Genomic DNA, 21,100 nt, shown 5'->3' with positions numbered 1-21,100 from the left:
GTGTCAGGCCTTGGGTTTCTTGGGGGCGGGTTTCGCTGCGGTCGGTTTGGCCTTGGCCGGCGCCTTGGCCGGTTTCAGTTCGGCCGGCTTTTCGGCTGCGGCCGGCGCGGTCTTGCTGGCGCGCGGCTTGATCGGCGCGGCAGGCTTCGGCTCGGTGGTGGCGGCCTTCGGCTTGCTCACGCGCTTGGCGGTGGCCTTGGCAGGCGTCTGCTCGGCTTCGGCGAGCTTGGTGGCCATTTCCCAATGGCGTTTGGCCTGGCCGCTGGGTTTCCCTTCGGATTCCCAGATCTGGTAGGCGAATTCACGGATGCGGTCTTCTTTTGCGCTCATGGGTGTGACTCCTGAGAATGGGTCGGGGCGATCAGCAGATTGACGGGAACATCGCGCAGTACGTCGCGTACCGCGATATGGCCGTCGCTCGGTAACAGGTCGGCAGAGGAGAAGGCACTGTGCAAAGCCTTGTCGGACAGAGCCGGAGGCAGGGCGATGCGGGTGTCGCCCCATTGGTCATGGGCAATCAGCGGGGTCTGGCTGTCGCCCAGTAGCGATGCGGCCAGGCGTGGCACGATCACCAATGCGTGGGTGTCGCCATGGCTGCGCAGGAAGGCGAGCACCTTGCTGGCATGACGACCCGTTACGGTGAGCGGCTGATAGTCGCCTTTGGCGAACAACCGCTGATGTTGCTTGCGGGCGGCCAGGGTTGCGGCGATCAGCGCCTGCTTGATCTGGCCGTCGTGCCAGTGCGGCAGCGCCTCGGCAAGCGATGCATTGCTGTCCAGCGCCTGCTGGCGCGCGGCAAAATCCACTGGGCGGCGGTTGTCCGGATCGACCAGAGAGAAGTCCCAGAACTCGCAGCCCTGATACAGATCGGGTACGCCCGGCACGCTCATGCGCAGCAGGCTCTGGGCCAGACTGTTGAGTGCACCAGCAGGGGCGATCTCCACGGCAGCGGCGCGGATCTCTTCGCGCAGCTGGCTGCCTTGCCCGCTGCCCAGCAACTTCTCCAGATAGTCCCGGCAAGCACTTTCGTAGTCGCCGTTCGGGTTGCTCCAGGTACTGCGCAGCTTGGCCTCGCGAACGGCCTTTTCCTGCCAGGCGGTGACCCGCTCGGCGAGAGTCTGCAGGCCCTGGGAGTCATCCGCCTGGAGATCCAGCGGCCAGCAGGCCAGGAGGATCTGCAGCAGCATCAGCTCATCACCTGGCGACGGTGCAGTGCCGTCATCGAGCTCGTTGCGCAGCGGTGCTGCCAGCTCGCGCCAGCGTTGGCAACGTTCGGCGAACCATTCCGCGCGCTCGCTGAGCACCGCCAGCCGGGCACGGGTGTCTTCGCCACGCTTGTGGTCATGGGTCGCGGTGGTCAGCAGGTTGGCCGGAAAGTGCTGAGCACGTTCCTGGCAGCCCTGATGGAAAGCCTCGACGGGAGCACTGAACTGCTGCGGGTCGAAGCCCACGTCATTGCGCGACAACAACACCGCGCTGCGGTAGCAGGCGGTATCTTCCACCGCCTTGGCGGCGGCCGGGGAAGTGAGCTGCTGAAAGCGCTCGATCATTTTCGTCCACAGCTTGCGCTGCGGGCTCGGTGGCAGCTCGGAAAGCACCTGGCCGCCCAGCCAGTTGTCCAGGTGCTCGAGCAGCGGCCAGTCGGCTTCGGCCAGGGTGCTGCGCGCGCCTTCCAGGGCCTGGTCGAACACCGCCTGGTCGCTGGCGCTGCGTCCAGCGGCGGACACGTAAGTGCGGTACACGGGGAAATGCACGATCAGTTCCAGCAGGGCCCGGCGAATGGCACCCAGGGTCAGGTCGCGGGTAGCGATATCGTCCCGAGCGATCAGCAGTAGGCCTTGTGCCAGCGCCTCCAGATCGCCGGCCAGAGAGGTGGTCAGCACCAGTTGGCGGGCCTGACGCACTTCCTCCATGAAGTCGGCGCCACGGCCGCTGGTTTCGCTCCACAGTTGGGCCAGCACGGCCTCGCCCTGAGGGTCGTGCTGCAGCAGGGACACCTGGTTCATGAACTCGTAGCCGGTGGTGCCATCGACACCCCAGTCGAGAGGCAGCTGCTCACCCTCGCCGAGAATCTTCTCGACGTAGATCGGGAAGCGGCTGCCGCGCAGCTCGGCGGGGCGCTGCGGCAGCAGTCTCTCGACGCGACGGCGCAGCTTGCGGCAGTAAGCACGTGGGTTGGCCAGGCCATCGACATGGTCGATACGCAGACCGTCGACCAGACCTTTCTCGATCATCTCGAAAATCTTCGCGTGGGTCGCTTCGAAGACCTCGTGGCGTTCGACCTTGAGGCCGCCCAGTTCGTTGATGTCGAAGAAGCGCCGCCAGTTGATGTCGTCCGCCGCGGTGCGCCAACTGGCCAGGCGATAGTGCTGGCGCTCGAGCAGTTGATGCAGGGGCTCGAAACCCTTTTCTTCGCTTGGGCGCAGGCTGGCGATGGCGCGATCGATTGCGCCTCCGGCCTTGCTGGCCAGTGCGACCAGCTCACGGAACAGGGTGCGCGCCTGGCGTTGGCCGTCCTGGCTGTCGTCCAGTGCCGCGAAGCGCTTGCCCAAGGCCTGCAGTTCGGGATGCCCGCTGTGTTGCAGCACGTCGCCATAGGTCGACGGGTTGAGCGGAAAGCGGTGATCGTAGTGCTTGGCGTAGAGCAGGCCCCGTTCGGCATCGAAATGCAGCTCGATCTCGCCGGCTGCCAGGACCTCGCCATAGTCGCTGCGCAGGAAGGGCACCAGCAACTGACCGCGCAGCAGCGGGTCGTGGGACTGCCAGTGAATGTCGAAGAACTTGGCGTGGGGGCTGCTGATGCCCCATTCCAGAACGTCCAGCCACCAGGGGTTGGCGTCGCCGCCCACGGCCATGTGATTGGACACGATGTCGAGGATCAGGCCCATGCCCCTGGCGCGCAATGCCGCGACCAGGCGCTGCAGGGCCGCTTCGCCGCCCAGCTCAGGGTTGATGCGGGTCGGGTCGACCACGTCATAGCCGTGCATGGAACCCGGCCGCGCGGTCAGCAGCGGCGAGGCATAGATGTGGCTGATGCCCAGGCGAGCGAAGTAATCGACCAGGGGCACTGCGTCTTCGAGGGTGAAGCCCTTGTGGAACTGCAGGCGAACGCTGGCGCGCAAATCAGTCATGGCGTGTGCCCTCGACCAAATTGCGTGCCCACTGCAGGCGTTGCAGGCGGTGGCTGACTGCTGGCTCGTCGAGCATGCCATCGGCATCTTCCGACCAGCGCCGCCGCCAGTTCGGGTGTTCTTCGCCGGGGCCCGGCAGGTTGGGCTGCTCGGTGGCGGCCATGGCATCTTCCAGTGGCAGCAGTACCAGCGGTGCCGGTGTGCTGCCGATGAAGGCGATGCTGGCATCCAGTTGCTGGGTGTCGTCCATGTGTTCCGCAGTAGCGTGTCCGTGCTCGTGCAAGGCCTGGTGCAGTGCCTGGGTTTCGTGAGCGCGCAAGTCGTGATCCTGTCTGGTGTAGTCGTCGCTGCGGTGACCCGCGGCCTGGCGCCAATGGATGTCGCGGGAGGCAAGCCAGCCGCGGATACTCGGCAAATCGTGGGTCGTGGTGGTGGCCAGGGCATCGCGTGGCCAATGCGCCGGCGCGTTGAAGCGGCCATTGCTTTGCTCGAACAGCAGCACGCGCATGCCGAGGATGTTGCGCTGTGCCAATTCTTCGCGCAGACCATCGGGCACGGTGCCGAGGTCTTCGCCGATGATCAGCGCCCCGTGGCGCTCGGCCTCGAGGCACAGCAGGCGCAGCAGATCCCGGGACGGGTAATTGAGGTAGGCGCCTGCGCCGGAGTCCGCACCTTCGGGAATCACCCACAGACGGCGCATGCTCATCACATGGTCGATGCGCATGCCACCGGCGTGGGCCAGGTTGGCGCGCAGCATCTCGATATAGGCGCGGAAGCCGTTGCGTTGCAGACCGCTGGGCGAGAACGCGGAAACCCCCCAGTTCTGCCCGGAGCGGTTGAGGATGTCCGGTGGGGCGCCGACGCTCACTGCCTGCAGCAGTTCGGCCTGGCGAGCCCAGGCCTGGCTGCCGGCCGCGTCGGCGCCCACCGCCAGGTCGGCGATCAGGCCGACCGCCATGCCGGCTTCACGGGCGCTATACTGGGCACGGTCGAGGCAGCGGGCGATCAGCCATTGGGCGAAGGCGTGGAATTCGATTTCTTCCTGATGGCCCTCGCAGAACTGCTCGACGGCTTCGTTGGCCGGGTCACGGTACTGTTCTGGCCAAACGCGCCAGTCCACCGGCAGCCCGTTGAGATCCATGAACCCGCGCAGCGCTTCGAAGCGACAGTGCTGGCGCAGGGCGTCGCCAGCCTCGCGGCGAAAGTCGTCGAAGTCGTCGCGCAGCGGGTGGGCGCTGGCGCGAAAGTCGGCATGCAACTGACGCAGGATACGCATACGGCTGCCAGCCACACCCGGCCAGTCGATCAGCTCGAGGCTTTCCAGGCGCGCCAGTTCTTCACCGAGACCGCAGCTGCGAATCGCCTGCTGCAGCGCGTCTTCGCCAAGAATGCTGCCCGGCGCGGCATGCAGCACGTTGAAGAACAGACGGCTGGAAGGCGAGTAGGGGCTGTAGGTGTGCAGATTGGCGCTGAACATGGCATGCATCGGGCTGATCGCCACGGCATCGGCGCCACGCCTGGCTGCGTTGCGGACCAGGGACTCGAGCGCCTGGGTGTCGCCCAGGCCACCATCGTTGGGGCGACGCAGCGAGTACAACTGGGCACTCAGCCCCCAGATCTTGGCGTTTTCGCGGTCGGCCAACTGGGCGACGCTAGGGCAGGCCGCTGGTGCGACCGCCAGAGTCACCACGCCGCCAGCGATGCGCAACTGGTGATAACCGGTGATGCCGATGACCGGCAGGCGGCCGCTGTCATCCAGGCGGCCTTCTAGGCGTTCGCCCTGTTCCAGCTCGATCTCGTACAGGGTTCCTGGCGGGAAGTAACGGGTCAGATCGAGGGTTTCCTTGAGGTCCAGAGTCACCAGTGGTCCAAGTGCAAGGCTGTCCTGACGCTGTTGCAGTTCGGCGAGGCTGGCGTCGATCTGCTCGCTGTCCTGCACGGCATAGCCCAGTGCTTCGAGCAGGCGTCGCTGGTTTTCCGGGGTAACCGATTGCTGGCGACCATCGGCGTCGATCCAGTCGACGCTCAGGCCTGCGGCATGGCTCAGTTCGGCAAGGCGTGCATCGCTCATGCTGCGCCCTCCAGCAGAACCCGGATGCTGCGTGGCGGCAACTGGTCGGCATCCTTGTCCGCGCGATGGGCGAACAGTGTGGTGGCACCTGCAGGGGCATCTGCGGCGACTTGCGCGTCGCTCAGGTTCAGGTCGATGCGCAGGATCTGCCCATCACCCAGCTGCCAGCTGGCAGCCACTGCGGCGTCTGCCAGTACCCGGCTTTCCAGGGCCTGGCTGCCCTGCAGGCGCGGCACGATGTGCTCACGGCGCAGGCTAAGCAGCTCGCGGTAAAAACCCAGCCAGGCCTTGCCGGAGGCTGTCTCGCGGGTGTGGTGATCGGGGGTGGAGGCCTGGAATGTGCTGGTTTCGTTAGGAGCGGGAATTTCCTGTCCGGAGAACCTGGAGAATTCGCGAAACTCGTTCTGCCGGCCCTTGCGTACCGCTTCGCCCAGCTCGTCGTTGTGCGAGGTGAAGAACTGGAAGGGCTGTTCGCTGCCCCATTCCTCGCCCATGAACAACAGGGGAATCATCGGGCTGAGCAGCAGCAGGGCAGTGGCGCTCCTCAGTGCATCGCCGTCGGCCAGGCTGAGCAGGCGCTCGCCAAGAGCGCGGTTGCCGACCTGGTCGTGGTTCTGCAGGAACAGCACGAAGGCGCTGGGAGGCAGATGCCCGCTGCTGCTGCCACGGGCCGTGCCGTGGCGGGTGGTTTCACCCTGGTAGATGAAGCCTTCGCGCAGGCAGCGGGCGAGCTTGTGAGTGGCGTCCTCGGCGAAGTCGGCGTAATAGCCTTCGTGCTCGCCGGTGAGCAGATGATGCAGCACGTTGTGGCCATCGTCGTTCCACTGGGCGACGAAACCATGTTGCAGCAGCTCGGCGTCGTTGTTCTCGTTTTCCAGCACCAGGTGCAGATGACGGCCACTGGCAATCGAGCCATGTACACGCTCAGCCAGCTCGAGCAGGAAGTCGCGCTCACCGATGGCATGCACGGCATCCAGACGCAGGCCGTCGACGCGGTAGTCCTGCACCCACATCAGCGCATTGTCGATGAAGTAGTCGCGCACTTCGCGGCGGCGGAAATCGATGGCCGGGCCCCAGGGCGTGTGGACGTCCTCACGGAAGAAGCCACTGGCGTACTGGCCGAGGTAATTGCCATCGGGGCCGAAGTGGTTGTAGACCACATCGACGAACACCATCAGACCCAATTGGTGAGCATGATCGATCAGCGCACGCAGCTCGTCGGGGGTGCCGTAGGAGGAATCCGGGGCGAAGGGTAAAACCCCGTCGTAGCCCCAATTGCGGCCACCGGGAAATTCGCCCAGGGGCATCAGTTCGATGGCGGTGATGCCCAGCTCGCTGAGCGCCTGCAGTTTTTCCTGCACGCCTTTATAGCCGCCGAGGGTGCCGACATGCAGTTCGTAGAGCACCGTTTCCTGCCAGGGACGACCCTGCCAAGCGGCCGTGCTCCAGTGGTAGTGGCCAGGCGCGTCCACGCGGCTCGGGCCATGAACGTCCGCGGCTTGCCAGCGTGAAGCGGGATCGGGTACCAGCAGGTTTTCGTCGATCAGGTAGCGGTAGTCGCTGCCGGCACCTACCGGCAGCGTTGCCGTGAACCAGCCGTCCTGGCTGGCGGTCATTGCATGTCGCTGATTATCTTGCAGTGCTACTGCTACACGCTTGGCATCTGGTGCCCAGAGGGCGAAATGGGTGTGACCATGTTCGTCCAGCCAGGCGCCATGTCGTCGGGATTTCTCAACCATCACGCCAATTTCCCACCCGACATCTTCGCGGCCAGCAGCTTGCGGTACAGCGCCGCATAGGGCTCCACCGACTGCGTCCAGTACAGCGGTGATGCCATTGCACGGGCGCGCATGGCGTTGAGCAGCTGCGGATTGCGATGCACGGCCATGGCCCGGCGTACTGCTTCCAGATAGCTCTCGGTGCTGGTTTCGTTGAACAGGAAGCCGCTCACGCCATCTTCGATGGTGTCGGCCAGACCGCCGGTAGCACGGGCGATCGGCAGTGAGCCGAAGCGCTGGGCGTACATCTGGCTGAGGCCACAGGGCTCGAAGCGCGACGGCATGAGCAGGAAGTCGCTGCCTGCGAACATGCAGCGCGCGTCCGCTTCGTTGAAGCCGACATTGGCGCCGACCCGGCCCGGGTAACGGCGGGCGAGTTCTCGCACCGCTTCTTCCAGGTGCTCTTCGCCTCGGCCGATGATGGCGATACGGCCACCTTCGGCAACGATGGTGTCAGCGATTTCCAGGGTCAGGTCGATGCCTTTCTGTTGCACCAGCCGGGACACCACGGCGAACAGCGGACCATCGCTCTGCTCGAGGCCGAACATCTTCTCGACGTGGCGGGTGTTGACCCGTTTGCTTTCCCAGTCGTGGGCTTCGAAGCCCTGGACCAGATGCGGGTCGTTCAGCGAATCCCAGCTTTCGTCGATGCCGTTGGGGATGCCGCTCAACTGGTTGAGCTGCACCTTGAACTGCAGCATGCCTTCCAGGCCGCAGCCGAATTCCTGGGTGGTGATCTCGCGGGCGTAGTTTTCGCTCACGGTGGTCACGTGATCGGAGTACACCAGGCCAGCCTTGAGGAACGACAGTCTGCCGTAGAACTCCATGCCCTGATGGCCGCACGCCGAGGAGGGCAGGCCCAGTTCAGGGCTGCATTCGAGGCTGCACAGGCCCTGATAGGCGAGGTTGTGAATGGTGAACACGGTGGGGGTGTTCTGGCCACGCCAGGTCATGTAGGCAGGCGTCAGCGCAGCAGGCCAGTCGTTGGCGTGAACCACCTCGGGGCACCAACTCAGGCAGGCGGTACCGGAGGCGATCTCGGCGGCAGCCAGGCCCAGGCGGGCGAAACGGATGTGGTTGTCTTGCCAGTCGCGGCCCTGGGCGTCGGCGTAGGGGGTGCCGTCACGGTCGTAAAGCTCGGGGCACATCAATACATAAACGATCAGCCCGTCGGGCAGGGTCATGCAGCCTACGCGGGCCGGGGGCAGGGCGGCGTGGCCGGGAACGCTGCCCACGTCGCGAATGGCGTGACCGCTTTCCAGCACCTGGCGGTAGCCGGGGATCAGTACGCGAACATCGTGATTGGTGCTCATGGCGCGTGGCAGCGAAGCTGACACGTCACCCAGGCCACCCACCTTGATCAGGTCGGCGAGCTCGGAACTTACAAAGAGGACTTTCTTCTTTGCTGCATGCAAATTGGTGATTTTGCTCTGCGGCTTGAGCGGCATTTCTATCGATAAAGCCTGATCAAACCGTGTTGCCACGACAGCGTTTCCCATACCCACCTCCGATCGATTCTGTCCTTGACCCGTAACTGTTTCTTTCGCTTGCACGCTAACGGGAATATGCCGCATGTCGTTCCAATTGAATCCCGTGTCAGGGCCGGAGGAAAAGCTGCTTTCTGATTATTAATTCCCACGTAGTTCATGACCTAGGTAGGAAAGAAGAAGTTTCGACTATTTTCAATGTCGAGCCGCGCGGCGGGGAACTAATGGAAAACAGCAGGTTTTCGCTGCGATTACGCCGCAAGTGACTGATTTTCGACTGTGATAGGCGCTTCTGGTTGGAGCTTTCAGCTGTCCGAGAGTCGCTCTGGGAGGCGCTTGTCAGGTTTTTGACTCACTCAGGGCGACAGGCGGTCATGTTTACCTTCATCGCCGGGATTTTTGGTGGGCCCTTAATGGCTCAGGCAGGAGTTGGACAGAAACTTGGACAACTAAGGCCGGCGTGCAATTGATGAAGTGCTGGCACTTTAGTTTGATCGTTTGAATAACTATCGCCGCTAACGTCATATATAGCTTTTTGAGTGTTCAATATTCCCTGTCGTAAATTAGAGTGGGCACTTTTCAATCGGATGCTGCCCGCCGCACAAAGGCTGGCACGCTGCCGTCTTCTGCACTTTGCAGGCGCTCTTTTGCTTTCCTGGCGGATTAGCGCAGTCGCCTGTCGTGTGACGCTGTTGAAAATCGTGAACGCCTGCCCGCTCGGGAGGCGCGCGAACGGGGCATTCTGGTACTGTGGCGCAGCCCTCAACAGCACCCCATGGCCATGAACCTCGATAACCGCATCAAATTCCGCCACCTGACCTGCTTTCTGGAAATCGCCCGCCAACGCAGTTTCGCCAAGGCTGCCGACTCCCTGGCAATCAGCCAGCCGGCGGTATCCAAGACGCTCAAGGAACTGGAGGAAATTCTCGCTGCCGTGCTGTTCGAGCGGGGCAAGGGTGGTGTCAGCCTGACGGCCGCCGGTCTGGCGTTCATGCGCTACGCCGGGCCTTGCGTACAGGCGCTGCGCGACGGGGTGGCGAGCTTGCGTGGCGGCGAGCATGACGCCGGCCATGTGCGCGTTGGCGTGCTGTCGACCGTCGAGAGCCTGCTGATTCCGGAGGTGGTGCGCCGCCTGCACGAGCGTCACGCCGCGCTGGTGGTCAGTGTCGCCACCGGGCCAAGTGCCTATCTGCTGTCGCAGCTGCGGGTTGGCGAGCTGGATCTGGTGGTCGGTCGCATGACCGACAGCCCGGAGATCCAGGGTTTGACCTTCGAACACCTGTACAGCGAATCGATGAGCCTGGTGGTACGCCCGGGTCACCCTCTGCTCGCACTGGGCGACGAGGGCCTGGTGCAGCTGGGTGACTATCCACTGGTACTGCCGCTGGCAGGCACCACTATTCGCCGCTATGCCGACAGCCTGTTCGTGCAGTGCGGTGTGCCGCAGCCCCGGCAACGACTGGAAACCCTCTCGCCGGCCCTCAGTCGGCGTTACGTGCAATGCAGCGACGCGGTCTGGGTGGCGCCGCTGGACGCCGTACGCCTTGACCTGCAAAGCGGTGAACTGGCGGAACTGTCTCTGGGCATTCGCGAGCCCGGTGGTTCGGTCGGTATCTGCAGCAACGCGGCTCTGCCGCTGTCACTGGCTGCCCAGTGGTGTTGCGAGACCTTGCGCGAGTTGGCTTCGGAGTATCACGGGCACCGATCCTGAGCCTGCTCGAGGTCTGCCGCGGGTCGGCAACGTTGCGCTAAGCGGGTTCCGGGCGCCTGTCGAGCCGGTCGCGGGCCGCTGTCCAGCTGGTGACGTTGGGGCGTTGGTCATCCAGAGGTGGTGGCGCTGCATAGTGGGGATACTCGTCCGCAATGACCGTCTGCAGCACCGCTGGCAATGCAGCGATGCCAGGCACCTGCTGGCCCGTAGCGTTGAACACCATCAGGCCTGGTCGGCTGCCCATGCGCATGAAGGGCAGCCAGGGCGCAATGCGGACCCAGGCGACACTGGCGTTGGCGCTATCGGTATCGGTGCGCAGTAATTGTTCGCGGTCAGCCGTGAAATTGAAGATTTCCATGGCGTGGTACTGATTGCCCACCAGATCCTGATGGTTCCCGGCCAGTGGATTGTCATGGAACAGAGGAATCTCGGCGCTCAGGAACACCCGCTCAGCCTGCATGCGCAGGGGGGCTATGAAAGGGCGCCCCTGCACGTCGCGCTCGAAGAAGGGTGGCAGATTCACCGGGTCGTTGGCCACGTGCATGACGGCTACATCGGCCCCCGTCCAGGGATTGTGCCAGCTATGCAGTGGCTCGCCCGTCAGTGGGTCGAGGTAGAGCATCAGCTCTCGGGAGACGTGACGGAAGCCGATTCCGCGCCTGGGGTCTTGCAGGGTGCCAAGCTGGCGGATGTTCATGCCTTCGACCCGGAATAGCAGGCGGTCCGCTTCTCCCTCGACTCGCGACCAGACACGGCCTGACCAGTGATAGATGGTCGGGATGCCGTCAAGGGTCGAACCGTGGATCTTGCGCAGGGCGATGAGCGCGTCGGCAGGCTGGTTCAAGTCGAGCCGGCGAGTGCTTTCCAGCGTTTGAAGTGGCGTAAGCATGGGGAGCGATCCTCGGGCAGGGTGGCTAATCTGCCGATGCAGCCGTGGTGTGGCTTGCATTATCCGGTGCTTCACCGCTGCGCCGATAGGGCCGCACCGGGCCTGGTCGAGGGCGATGGCGGGATTTAATCCAATCTTAATTCATAACCCATGGGTTATTGATGGGCGGGTTATATTCATTGGGCGCGACGCGTTGCCTGCGTGATCATTGTCTGTAGAACCCGTACCGTCCGCCAAGCCTGAGCACGGTCAACGGGGCGACTCCATAATTTCAATAACCGGAGCCTGTCATGCCTGTTGAGGATAATAGCCGTTTCGTCATTCGTGATCGTAACTGGCACCCCAAAGCCTTCACTCCCGATTACAAGACCTCCATCCCACGTTCGCCGCGTCAGGCGCTGGTGAGCATTCCGCAGTCCATTTCGGAAACCACCGGGCCGAACTTCACCCATCTGAAGATGGGCCGGCACGACAACGACCTGCTGCTCAACTTCAACAACGGTGGCCTGCCGGTTGGTGAGCGCATTCTGGTCTGCGGGCGAGTGATGGATCAGTACGGCAAGCCGATCCCGCACACCTTCGTGGAGATGTGGCAAGCCAACGCCGGGGGGCGCTATCGTCACAAGAACGACCGCTACCTGGCACCGCTGGACCCGAACTTCGGTGGTGTGGGCCGGGCCCTGACCGACAGCGAAGGCAATTACAGCTTTCGCACCGTCAAGCCGGGTCCGTACCCGTGGCGCAATGGTCCCAATGACTGGCGGCCTGCGCACATTCACTTCTCCATCAGTGGCCCGTCGATTTCGACCAAACTGATCACCCAGCTGTATTTCGAAGGAGATCCGCTGATCCCGCTGTGCCCGATCGTCAAGGCCATCGCCAACCCGGACGCGGTACAGACGCTGATCGCCAAGCTCGACATGAGCATGGCCAACCCCATGGACTGCCTGGCCTACCGCTTCGATATCGTGCTGCGCGGCCAGCGCAAGACCCACTTCGAGAACTGCTGAGGAGCCTGTCATGCCTGTCGAACTCTTGCGCGAAACCGCTTCGCAAACAGCCGGCCCTTACGTTCATATCGGCCTGGCACTGGCCGCCGCCGGCAACCCGACCCGCGACCAGGAAATCTGGAACCAGATGGCCCAACCCGGTGCGCCAGGTGAGCACATCACCCTGATCGGCCACGTCTACGATGGCAACGGCCACCTGGTGCGCGATGCCTTTCTGGAACTCTGGCAGGCCGACCATCAGGGTCGCTATGACACCGAGTACGATCTGGACAAGCCCTTCAACGGCTTCGGTCGTACCGCGACCACCTTCGATGCCGGCAGCGAATGGACGGTGCAGACCATCAAGCCCGGCGTGGTCAACAACGCCGCCGGGGTTGCGATGGCACCCCACGTGAACGTCTCGCTGTTCGCCAGGGGCATCAACATCCATTTGCATACCCGCATCTATTTCGACGACGAAGCCGAGGCCAATGGCAAGGATCCGGTGCTCAACCTGATCGAGCAGCCATCGCGCCGCGAGACCCTGGTCGCCAAACGCTGCGAGGTTGACGGCAAGCCGGCCTACCGATTTGATATCCGCATTCAGGGGGACGGCGAAACGGTGTTTTTTGATTTCTGACAGAGGGCCGGATACGCCCGTCGAGCGGATCGGCGAGCGTATCCATCATGGGTTCACGGCGGCACTCGACGCCCGCGGCTTTCGTGCCGATACCGAGCAACAGCGAGCAATCGATACCCTGGCGCGGTGGCTGCAAGGCTGGCTCGCCGGGCGTCGTGGCTGGCTGCGCAAACCCGCTGCCGGTGTTTACCTGTGGGGCGGCGTGGGCCGCGGCAAGAGCTTCGTCATGGATGCCTTCTTCGCCGCCGCACCCTTCGCGGCCAAACGACGCGTGCATTTTCATGCGTTCCTGCAGGAACTGCAGGAGCGCATGAAGGCGTTCGCCGGTCACCCCGATCCTCTGGTGCTGGCGATCCGCGCGCTGGCACAGGACATCCGCCTGCTGTGCTTCGACGAATTCCACGTGCACGACATCGGCGATGCCATGCTGTTGCGGCGCCTGCTCGATGTGCTGGTCGAGGAGGGCGTTGGCCTGGTGATGACCTCCAACTACGCACCTGCGGGGCTGTGCCCCAATCAGCTGTACCGCCAACGCTTCACGCCGGCGATCGAGATGATCGAAAAGCGTTTCACCGTACTGACGCTGGACGCCGGTATCGATTACCGCGAGCTGCCCGGTGGCGGGCAGCGCTGGGGCGAATACCTCTGGCCACAATCGGCAGGTGGCCTGGCTTACCTGGAAACCTGGCTGGCGCTGGACGACCAGGCGCAGCGCGATCGATCGCTGACGGTCAATCATCACCCGTTGCAGGTAAGGGCGCTGGCCCCCGGTCGCGCCTGGCTGGAGTTCGCAGAGCTGTGCGGCAATGCCCATTCCACCGCGGACTTCCTCTGGCTGCTGCAACGCTACCCGCGCCTGGCGCTGACGGGTGTGCCGGCCCTGGATTCGCAACCTACCGACGCCTGTCAGCGGTTCATCAATCTGATCGATATCGCGTACGATGCGGGCGCGAACCTGCTGCTATGCAGCGAGTCCAGCCTCGAGCGACTGTGTCGCGGTTCGCCTCACCAGGACTTCGGGCGCACCCGAAGCCGCCTTAGCCAGCTCCAGGCACGTGAGCTCAGCGTGATCGAAAGCGCTAGCCGGCATGCCACTGGAGTCAGCGACAAGGAATTCTGAAACCGTGCTGCAAATCTTCCAGATCACCGCGCCGATCTTTCTGCTGATCGGGCTCGGTTATGCCGCCGCCATGAGCGCCGTACTCAATCGTGAACAGGTGCGTGGCATCGGTGCGTTCGTGATCACCTTCGCCATGCCGGCGCTGCTGATCAAGACCTTGGGCACTTCGCCGATTCAGCAGACCCTCATTCCTGGCTACCTGCTGGCCTATACCCTGGGTTCCTGCGTGGCCTTCGCGGCAGCGTTCGGCGTGTCGCGCTGGTTACGCGGCGACGATCTGTCGGGCTCGGCGATCAACGCCATGGGCATGTCGGTATCCAACAGTGGCTTCATCGGCTACCCGCTGGTGGCCGCGGCCATCGGATCACCCGCGGTGCTGGGCATGGCCATGGGCATGCTGGTCGAGAACCTGCTGCTGATTCCCTTGGCCCTGGTACTGGCCGAAGCTGGCAAGCAGCGGGGCGGTGGTGGGCTTACCGTACTGCGCATGACCTTCGGGCGACTGCTGAAAAACCCGGTGATCATCGGTATCGTCATCGGGCTTTGCGTGTCGCTGCTGGATATCGAGATTCCACCGCTGCTGCTCAAGCCCATCGACATGCTGGCGGGTGTCTCGGCGCCGCTGGCGCTGTTCGTGATCGGGGCCGGGCTGTTCGGCATGAGGGCCCGTGGCGTGTGGATCGACGCCGCGTGGATATCCGCCGGCAAGCTGATCATCCATCCGCTGGCGGTGCTCTGCGCGTTCATGCTGGTGCCTGATGTCAGTCCGGTGATGAAGGCGGTGGGGGTGTTGTTCGCCTGCTCACCGATGATGAGCATCTTCCCGATCCTCGGTCAGCGCTTCGGCCTCGAGGATCGCTGCAGCGCGACCCTGCTGGTGGCCACCGTGCTGTCGTTCTTCACCATCAGCGTGGCGCTGATGTTCATCCACGCCACGCCAGCCTGAGCGCTTGCCCCTCATGGCGGTGATGCGACCAGGTGGTGGCCCGGGCGGCGTCCACTGAAGCCCACCCTTGGCTCAATCGTAGGGCGGCAGGGAGGGCTTCAGCCCACCGGCTCGAGTGGCCGTTTCCGGCTCTATACCCGACTACCGAGTTGCTCGGCGCGCCGCAGCCAGTTCTGGCGCTGGGTTTCCGAAGAGGGGCGTACGGGGGAGAACTCTGCCAGACGCCGGGTCTTGATGCCGCAGAAGCCGAGAATGGTGCGTTTCATCTGGCGATGGGCCGGTGCGCCGTAGATCCAGCGGAAGTACCAGCTTGGCGTGTCCTGGGTCACCAGCAGGTCGGCGGTGCGGCCGCTGAGCAGCTTGTCCCACAATTGCGAGTCACTGCGGTACTTGAAGGCGAAACCGGGCAGCAGCACGCGGTCGAAGAAGCCCTTGAGCAGTGCTGGCAGGCCGCCCCACCAGACCGGGTAGACGAATACCAGATGCTGGGCCCAGTGAATCTGTCGCTGGGCTTCGAGCAGGTCCGGCTCCAGGGTCTGGCTTTGCGTATAGCCTTCGTGCAGCACCGGATCGAAGCTGATCGCTCCGAGATGAATCTGCCGCACCACATGACCCTCGGTGCGCGCACCCAGCGCGTAAGCCTCTGCCAGCGAGTGGCACAGGCTGTCACTTTTCGGCGTACCGATGATCATCAGGATGCGCTTGCCATCACCCTCGAGTGGGGTGGCGCCGCTCTTGGCGGTTTCAGTCATGTTGCCCTGCCTCCAGCATGGTTTCCGGGCGAACCCAGGCGTCGAACTGTTCCGCGGTCAGATGACCCAGCGCCAACGCCGCTTCACGCAGGGTGGTGCCGTCCTGATAAGCCTTCTTGGCGATCTCGGCAGCCTTGTCGTAACCGATATGCGGGTTCAGGGCAGTGACCAGCATCAGGCCACGTTCCAGGTGCTCCGCCATGCGCTGCTCATCAGGTTGCATCCCGACGATACAGTGTTCACGGAAGTTGCGACAGCCGTCGGCCAGCAGGCGAATGGACTGCAATACGTTGTGGATGATCACCGGCTTGTAGACGTTGAGCTGCAGGTGCCCCTGACTGGCCGCGAAGCCGATGGTCACGTCGTTGCCCATCACCTGGCAGGCGAGCATGGACAGCGCTTCGCACTGGGTCGGATTGACCTTGCCGGGCATGATCGAGCTGCCTGGCTCGTTGGCCGGCAGGCGTACTTCGGCGAGACCACCGCGCGGGCCGGAGCCGAGCAGGCGCAGGTCGTTGGCGATCTTCATCAGCGTGGTGGCCAGGGTTTTCAGGGCACCGGAGAGCGCTGCCAGCGGCTCATGGCCGGCGAGGGCCGCGAACTTGTTCGGCGCGCTGCGCAATGGCAGGCCGCTCAAGGCAGCCAGCTCGGCGGCGATGGCTTCGCCGAAGCCGGATGGCGAGTTCAGCCCGGTGCCCACTGCCGTGCCACCCTGGGCCAGCTCGCAGACCGCTGGCAGTGCGGCACGGATCGTCTGTTCCGAGTATTCCAGCTGGGCGACGAAGGCAGACAGCTCCTGGCCGAAGGTGATGGGCGTGGCGTCCATCATGTGCGTACGGCCGGTCTTCACCAGACGGCTATGGCGCGCGGCCTGGTCCGCCAGGGCTTCGGACAGTTCGCCGATAGCGGGCAGCAGGTCGCGTTGCACTGCACCGACCGCGGCGATATGCATGGCGGTCGGGAAGCAGTCGTTGGAGCTCTGGGCGCGATTGACATGGTCGTTCGGGTGCACCGGGCTCTTGCCGCCACGCGGGTTGCCCGCCAGCTCGTTGGCGCGCCCGGCGATCACTTCATTGACGTTCATGTTGCTCTGGGTGCCGCTGCCGGTCTGCCATACCACCAGCGGGAACTGCTCGTCGTGCTGGCCAGCGATGACTTCGTCGGCAGCCTGTTCGATCAGCCTGGCGATATCGGGAGGCAGGTCGCCGATACGGTCATTGATGCGCGCAGCGGCTTTCTTGATCAAGGCGAGCGAGTGCACCACGGCGATGGGCATGCGCTCTTCACCAATGGCGAAATTGATCCGCGAGCGCTGGGTCTGTGCGCCCCAGTAGGCTTCTGCGGGGACGTCGATGGGGCCAATGCTGTCGGTTTCGGTGCGGCTCATGGGGGGCTCTCCGTTGCTGTTCAGGCAGTTTAGGCTGCGACAACGGCGACACGTTCCACTTCCAGTCGCTTACCAGCGGCTTTTCGACGCGCCCATCCAGCCCAGCGCTGCCCTGACCGGCACGCGTTCACCCTGGGCGTCACGCAGCAGGCCGTCGTAATGACCGAACCATTCCTGGGTGTCTGCATACAGCAGGCCCAGTGCCAGTCGAGGTTTGGCGATGTGCAACTGGCGCGGGGTGAAGGTGAGATCGACCTGGCCGTCTTCGGTGAACAGCTGCCAGGGCGCCAGAGGGCTGTCCTGGGTCTGGCGCATCTGCACGGCCTGATCGACGTGCAGCAGTAACCCGCCGAACCACAGGGCGTTTTCCGTCAGGCCGCTGCCGTCCGTCCAGCCCGTGCCGAAATTGCCACCGATGCCGCCGGGGGCTGCGAACACCGCCCGGGTCCAGTGGCTGTGCAGCGGCCATACGCCACGGCCGAAATCCATCGACGCGAAGCTCTGACCCGGGCTGCAGTGGTATTCACGATCACCGAGGTGGACGCTGCCACTGACGGGCAGGCCGACCTGCCGGCAGGTGGCGTGAAACCCCCTGGAGCCGAACGGCACGACCAGATTCACCGACTCGAGGTGAGCAGGGCGCTGGATATCCAGGGCCAGATGCAGCGGCAGGCCGCCGATGTTCGCCGAGGTGGCGGTCAGCCGCACGCGGCCGGGGTATTCGTTGAAATGCAGCTGCAGGCGAGAGTGGTCGAAGGCATGGCTGCCCAAGGGGGTATCCGGCAGGCTGCAGCCGCGCCCGAACAGGCTCAACTGGCTATGGGCGACGTGCTCACCGCTGGCCAGATCGAGAAAGTACACGGCGCCATAGCCGACGTAGTCGATGTCGGCCTGGATCAGTGACAGCGTCCAGTCGGGCGTGTTGATGGTCCAGTGATTCCAGCGCTTGCGGCGTCCCAGATTGCCCGGCAGCGAGCAGGCGACCCGCGGTTGTGGCGACCAGCCAATGGCGTCCGGATTGAGGCGCCCGCGCGGGTCACACAGGGGAATCGGCGGTGGTGGAACGAAAGGGCTATTCATCGGGCACGTCCGTGTGTGCGACATCAGCCGCCGAGCATGAAGGCGTCGTGCGGCAGGAACAAGTACTGGCATTTTGGACCTGGCTGGAAGAGTGCGCCAGTAGGCATTTAGCGATAGTCATTGGCCGCCATATCGCCGCCGGTACATCTCTCGCGCTAACGAAAAGGCTTGAGAGGCACGGCCGCGGGGCACAAAATGCGCTGCAGTCGGTCCAAGCACCTCACCCTCGTGATCAGGAGTACCCCGATGTCCCGTATCCCCGCACTCTGCATTGCCGCTCTGATGGCTGTTGGCAGCACCCAGGTGCTGGCCGATGCCCGCAGCCATGCCGCCGATGCCGAGCGCTTCCTGCAGCTCGCCCACGCCGACAAGCTCGCCGTTCCGGTGTACGCCCAGGTCCAGCAGATGTTCGCCCAGCGCTTCGCCGAAGCCAAGGCCCCGGAAAGCAAGCAGGCGGTGCTGGAAACCTACCAGGCCAAGGCCAACGCCGAACTCGACAAGGCGGTCGGCTGGGACAAGCTCAAGCCTGATATGGTCAAGCTCTACACCAGCAACTTCAATGAACAGGAGCTCAAGGACCTGATCGCTTTCTATCAGTCGCCGCTGGGCCAGAAGGTCCTGCAGAAGATGCCGGCACTGACCGCGCAGTCCGCCCAGATCACCCAGGCCAAGCTGGAAGGCGCGGTACCCTCGGTGAACAAGCTGCTGGCGGATATGAGCACTGAACTGGGCGTCAAGAAGCCCTGATAGCCGTCGTGGCCGGCACCTTGCCGGTCACGGTTTCCCCCCGCGGAGCAACCGATGTCGAAAATCGAACACCTTCAGGCGGCCTTTGCGGCCCTGCAACCCGAGCACCTCGACGTGCTGGACGAGAGCCACATGCACAGCCGCGGTCTGGAAACCCACTACAAGGCCGTGATCGTCAGCCCGCAGTTCGACGGCCTCAATGCCGTCAAGCGCCACCAGAAGGTATATGGCGCACTTGGCGACCTGATGGGCCAGGTGCATGCCCTGGCGCTGCACACCTATACGCCCCAGGAATGGTCCGCCCAGGGCATCGCCCCGGACTCGCCAACCTGTCGCGGCGGCAGCAAGCACGACCATTGACGGTCAAAAGCCTACTCTTCAGGGCAGCGCGCATGGCATCACAAATGTGATGCGGTTGCGCTGGGCAGCGGCGTACACTCGGCCGATCACTGCTGCAAGAGTGTGCTGCAATGCGCAAGAAAAGCCTCATTATCTTGTATTGCGTACTGGGTGCCGTGGCCTACGTCCTGCCCATCGGTTTATCCATTTCCCTCGCCTGGCAGAGTGGCCATGCAGAGGCGCGGCACTACCTCGAGCAGTTGAGCGACGACGTGCTGCGGCGTTCTTTCGAGACGCACAGACAAGTCAGCATCGCGATCGCTGCCATGCAGGTGTCGCCGCAACTACCCACCTGTTCTCCTGAGCAATTGCGCCGCATGCGCGCGGTCGCTGCCGGTTCCGTTTACCTCGAAGGGCTGGGCTATCTGCAGGACAACGCGCTGCTTTGTGCGTCTTTCACGCAGCTCGATCAGCCGCTAGAGCTGGGTGAACCGGATCGCATCACCCCGTCCGGCGTGGTTTCCTGGAGTTCGGTGGAGTTGCCCAGCGTGCCGGGTGTTCGCTTCAACATAAACGCTCGTGACGGGTTCGCCGCGATCATCACTCAGGATCTGGTGCTCGACACGCTGCCCGACAACTCCATTTCGCTGGCTCATGTCAGTGATCAAGGCGTAATAGTCCGCTCGCGTGGGGTTTTCTTGCCAGAGTGGCTGAACGACTACAGCGGCGAGCCACTGACCTTTTCCAATGGCGAGTACCTCGTGGTCATCCGGCCCGCAGAAAACCGGGAAACCTCGGTCGTCGCTGCCATGACCCATGAGCAGTTGCTTGGCAAGATCCAGGCCGCCATGTGGCGTCTGGTGCCACTTGGTGTGCTCGTTGGGCTTCTGCTGGCAGGGCTGATGTATTTCATTGCACGCTATCGCCTGTCTCTCAAGGCTCAACTGCTGCGGGCCCTGAGTCGGCGGGAGTTCTACCTGCTTTATCAACCGGTGGTCGATTTGCAGACCGGCCAGTGTGTCGGTGCAGAGGCTTTGGTGCGCTGGAACCGACCCGCTGGTGATGCCATCGGCCCGGCGATATTCATCCCGGCCGCTGAAAAGCATGGGTTGATCGTGCAGATCACCGCGCAGGTCATGGAGATGGTCGCCAGGGACACGATTGAACTGCTGCGTGACCATCCGGATATTCACATCGCCATCAATTTCTCGGCGGACGATCTGCACTCTTCTGAAACCGAAGCCCGGCTGCAGTCGCTGATTGCCAACGCAGGTGGCACCTCGCGCAATATTCTCATCGAGGCCACCGAGCGCGGCTTCATGTCGCCTGAAAAAGCCAAGGGCGTTTTGGTTTCCGTGCGTTCCAAGGGGTTCAAGGTTGCTATCGACGACTTCGGTACGGGCAATTCCAGCCTCTCGTACCTGGCTACCTACGACCTGGATTACCTGAAGATCGACAAGATGTTCGTCGATGCATTGGGCACCGATACGCCGAGCAGTCGAGTCGCCTTCCACATTATCGCCATGGCCAAGAGTCTCGACTTGCAGATGATCGCCGAGGGAGTCGAGACCGAGCAGCAGCGGGATATCCTGCGCGACGCCGGCGTGCAGTTCGCCCAGGGCTGGGTGTTCGGCAGGCCTATGCCAATGCACGAACTGGCGGCGTTCATTCGCTTGCACATTGATGGTCCGCCTGAGCCCGCGGCTCCGTAGCCACTGCTACCGACCTGGTGAGTTGATGTCGTTTACGCTGTTGCGGCGATCCTGGCCCTACTAATCGCGTAGGGGCCTGCCGACCCACCAGATCAATCAGCGCCGGTGCTGGCTGGATTCACCTCGCAAGTTGCGTATCTACAAACCAGTGTGGGAGCGGGCCGCGCCCGCGATTCACGCGCATGGCGCGCTCCCACAGTCGTTGTTGGTGCTCACGCCAGTAGGTGGGTCACGCCTCACCGAGGTACCAGAGCACTCAACGCCGATGCTGGCTGGATTCGCCTCGCAAGCTGCGTATCTGCAACCCAGTGTGGGAGCGGG

At 63.6% G+C, this 21,100-nt stretch carries 17 protein-coding genes; 8 read left to right on the top strand and 9 right to left on the bottom strand.

Annotated features, from left to right (window positions below; all coding sequences use genetic code 11):
* Positions 1-3: 3 nt before the first annotated feature.
* From FHR27_RS10435 to glgA, 5 genes are read right to left on the bottom strand one after another with little or no spacing between them, the layout of a single operon-like run.
* Positions 4-330 carry a DUF2934 domain-containing protein gene (locus FHR27_RS10435; protein ID WP_042555698.1) on the bottom strand — a complete coding sequence of 109 codons (327 nt, stop codon included), beginning with the start codon at positions 328-330 and terminating at the stop codon, positions 4-6.
* Positions 327-3,131 (bottom strand): malto-oligosyltrehalose synthase, encoded by a 2,805-nt coding sequence (locus FHR27_RS10430; protein ID WP_179538531.1) that lies wholly within the window; start codon positions 3,129-3,131, stop codon positions 327-329. The genes FHR27_RS10435 and FHR27_RS10430 overlap by 4 nt, the downstream gene beginning before the upstream one ends.
* Entirely contained in the window at positions 3,124-5,202 is a 2,079-nt protein-coding gene (gene malQ / locus FHR27_RS10425) for a 4-alpha-glucanotransferase (protein ID WP_179538530.1), read from the bottom strand. Before malQ ends, FHR27_RS10430 begins: the two co-directional genes overlap by 8 nt.
* A complete protein-coding gene (gene treZ, locus FHR27_RS10420) occupies positions 5,199-6,941 on the bottom strand; it encodes a malto-oligosyltrehalose trehalohydrolase (RefSeq protein ID WP_179538529.1) in 1,743 nt (580 codons plus the stop codon). Before treZ ends, malQ begins: the two co-directional genes overlap by 4 nt.
* On the bottom strand, positions 6,941-8,479 hold the full coding sequence (gene glgA, locus FHR27_RS10415; RefSeq protein WP_179538528.1) for a glycogen synthase GlgA: 1,539 nt from the start codon (positions 8,477-8,479) through the stop codon (positions 6,941-6,943). Before glgA ends, treZ begins: the two co-directional genes overlap by 1 nt.
* A 769-nt stretch (positions 8,480-9,248) precedes the next feature.
* On the opposite strand from glgA, the gene pcaQ reads away from it, so the two are divergent.
* Positions 9,249-10,178, top strand: coding sequence for a pca operon transcription factor PcaQ (pcaQ, locus tag FHR27_RS10410; RefSeq protein WP_042555836.1), 930 nt, complete (start codon positions 9,249-9,251; stop codon positions 10,176-10,178).
* A gap of 37 nt (positions 10,179-10,215) precedes the next feature.
* Here pcaQ and FHR27_RS10405 read toward each other — a convergent pair whose 3' ends face one another.
* Entirely contained in the window at positions 10,216-11,067 is an 852-nt protein-coding gene (locus FHR27_RS10405) for a DUF1838 family protein (protein ID WP_179538527.1), read from the bottom strand.
* A 290-nt stretch (positions 11,068-11,357) separates the two neighbouring features.
* On the opposite strand from FHR27_RS10405, the gene pcaH reads away from it, so the two are divergent.
* From pcaH to FHR27_RS10385, 4 genes are read left to right on the top strand one after another with little or no spacing between them, the layout of a single operon-like run.
* Positions 11,358-12,077 (top strand): protocatechuate 3,4-dioxygenase subunit beta, encoded by a 720-nt coding sequence (gene pcaH, locus FHR27_RS10400; protein ID WP_179538526.1) that lies wholly within the window; start codon positions 11,358-11,360, stop codon positions 12,075-12,077.
* A gap of 10 nt (positions 12,078-12,087) precedes the next feature.
* On the top strand, positions 12,088-12,696 hold the full coding sequence (pcaG, locus tag FHR27_RS10395; RefSeq protein ID WP_042555705.1) for a protocatechuate 3,4-dioxygenase subunit alpha: 609 nt from the start codon (positions 12,088-12,090) through the stop codon (positions 12,694-12,696).
* On the top strand, positions 12,686-13,816 hold the full coding sequence (gene zapE, locus FHR27_RS10390) for a cell division protein ZapE (RefSeq protein WP_179538525.1): 1,131 nt from the start codon (positions 12,686-12,688) through the stop codon (positions 13,814-13,816). The genes pcaG and zapE overlap by 11 nt, the downstream gene beginning before the upstream one ends.
* Positions 13,817-13,820: 4 nt before the next feature.
* Positions 13,821-14,762, top strand: a complete 942-nt coding sequence (locus FHR27_RS10385) for an AEC family transporter (protein WP_042555706.1) — start codon at positions 13,821-13,823, stop codon at positions 14,760-14,762.
* A gap of 131 nt (positions 14,763-14,893) precedes the next feature.
* Here FHR27_RS10385 and FHR27_RS10380 read toward each other — a convergent pair whose 3' ends face one another.
* The 3 genes from FHR27_RS10380 to FHR27_RS10370 all read right to left on the bottom strand — a co-directional run bounded on the left by FHR27_RS10380 (position 14,894) and on the right by FHR27_RS10370 (position 17,981).
* Positions 14,894-15,514: an NAD(P)H-dependent oxidoreductase gene (locus FHR27_RS10380; RefSeq protein WP_042555707.1), complete on the bottom strand. Its 621-nt coding sequence runs from the start codon at positions 15,512-15,514 to the stop codon at positions 14,894-14,896.
* Positions 15,507-16,901 (bottom strand): class II fumarate hydratase, encoded by a 1,395-nt coding sequence (locus tag FHR27_RS10375; protein WP_179538524.1) that lies wholly within the window; start codon positions 16,899-16,901, stop codon positions 15,507-15,509. Before FHR27_RS10375 ends, FHR27_RS10380 begins: the two co-directional genes overlap by 8 nt.
* Positions 16,902-16,970: 69 nt before the next feature.
* Positions 16,971-17,981 (bottom strand): DUF2804 domain-containing protein, encoded by a 1,011-nt coding sequence (locus FHR27_RS10370; protein WP_179538523.1) that lies wholly within the window; start codon positions 17,979-17,981, stop codon positions 16,971-16,973.
* Between the two features lie 246 nt (positions 17,982-18,227).
* On the opposite strand from FHR27_RS10370, the gene FHR27_RS10365 reads away from it, so the two are divergent.
* The 3 genes from FHR27_RS10365 to FHR27_RS10355 all read left to right on the top strand — a co-directional run bounded on the left by FHR27_RS10365 (position 18,228) and on the right by FHR27_RS10355 (position 20,779).
* The gene (locus tag FHR27_RS10365; RefSeq protein WP_042555710.1) at positions 18,228-18,728 is read left to right on the top strand and encodes a DUF2059 domain-containing protein; all 501 of its coding nucleotides are present in this window, start codon (positions 18,228-18,230) and stop codon (positions 18,726-18,728) included.
* Positions 18,729-18,782: 54 nt separating this feature from the next.
* Positions 18,783-19,088 carry a BolA family protein gene (locus FHR27_RS10360; protein WP_179538522.1) on the top strand — a complete coding sequence of 102 codons (306 nt, stop codon included), beginning with the start codon at positions 18,783-18,785 and terminating at the stop codon, positions 19,086-19,088.
* A 110-nt stretch (positions 19,089-19,198) separates the two neighbouring features.
* Positions 19,199-20,779: an EAL domain-containing protein gene (locus FHR27_RS10355; protein ID WP_179538521.1), complete on the top strand. Its 1,581-nt coding sequence runs from the start codon at positions 19,199-19,201 to the stop codon at positions 20,777-20,779.
* The last annotated feature ends 321 nt before the right edge of the window (positions 20,780-21,100 follow it).

This window comes from Pseudomonas flavescens, assembly GCF_013408425.1.
Lineage (GTDB): Bacteria > Pseudomonadota > Gammaproteobacteria > Pseudomonadales > Pseudomonadaceae > Aquipseudomonas > Aquipseudomonas fulva_A.
Note: the sequence above shows the minus strand (reverse complement) of the source record. Positions and strands in the feature narration are given on the sequence as shown.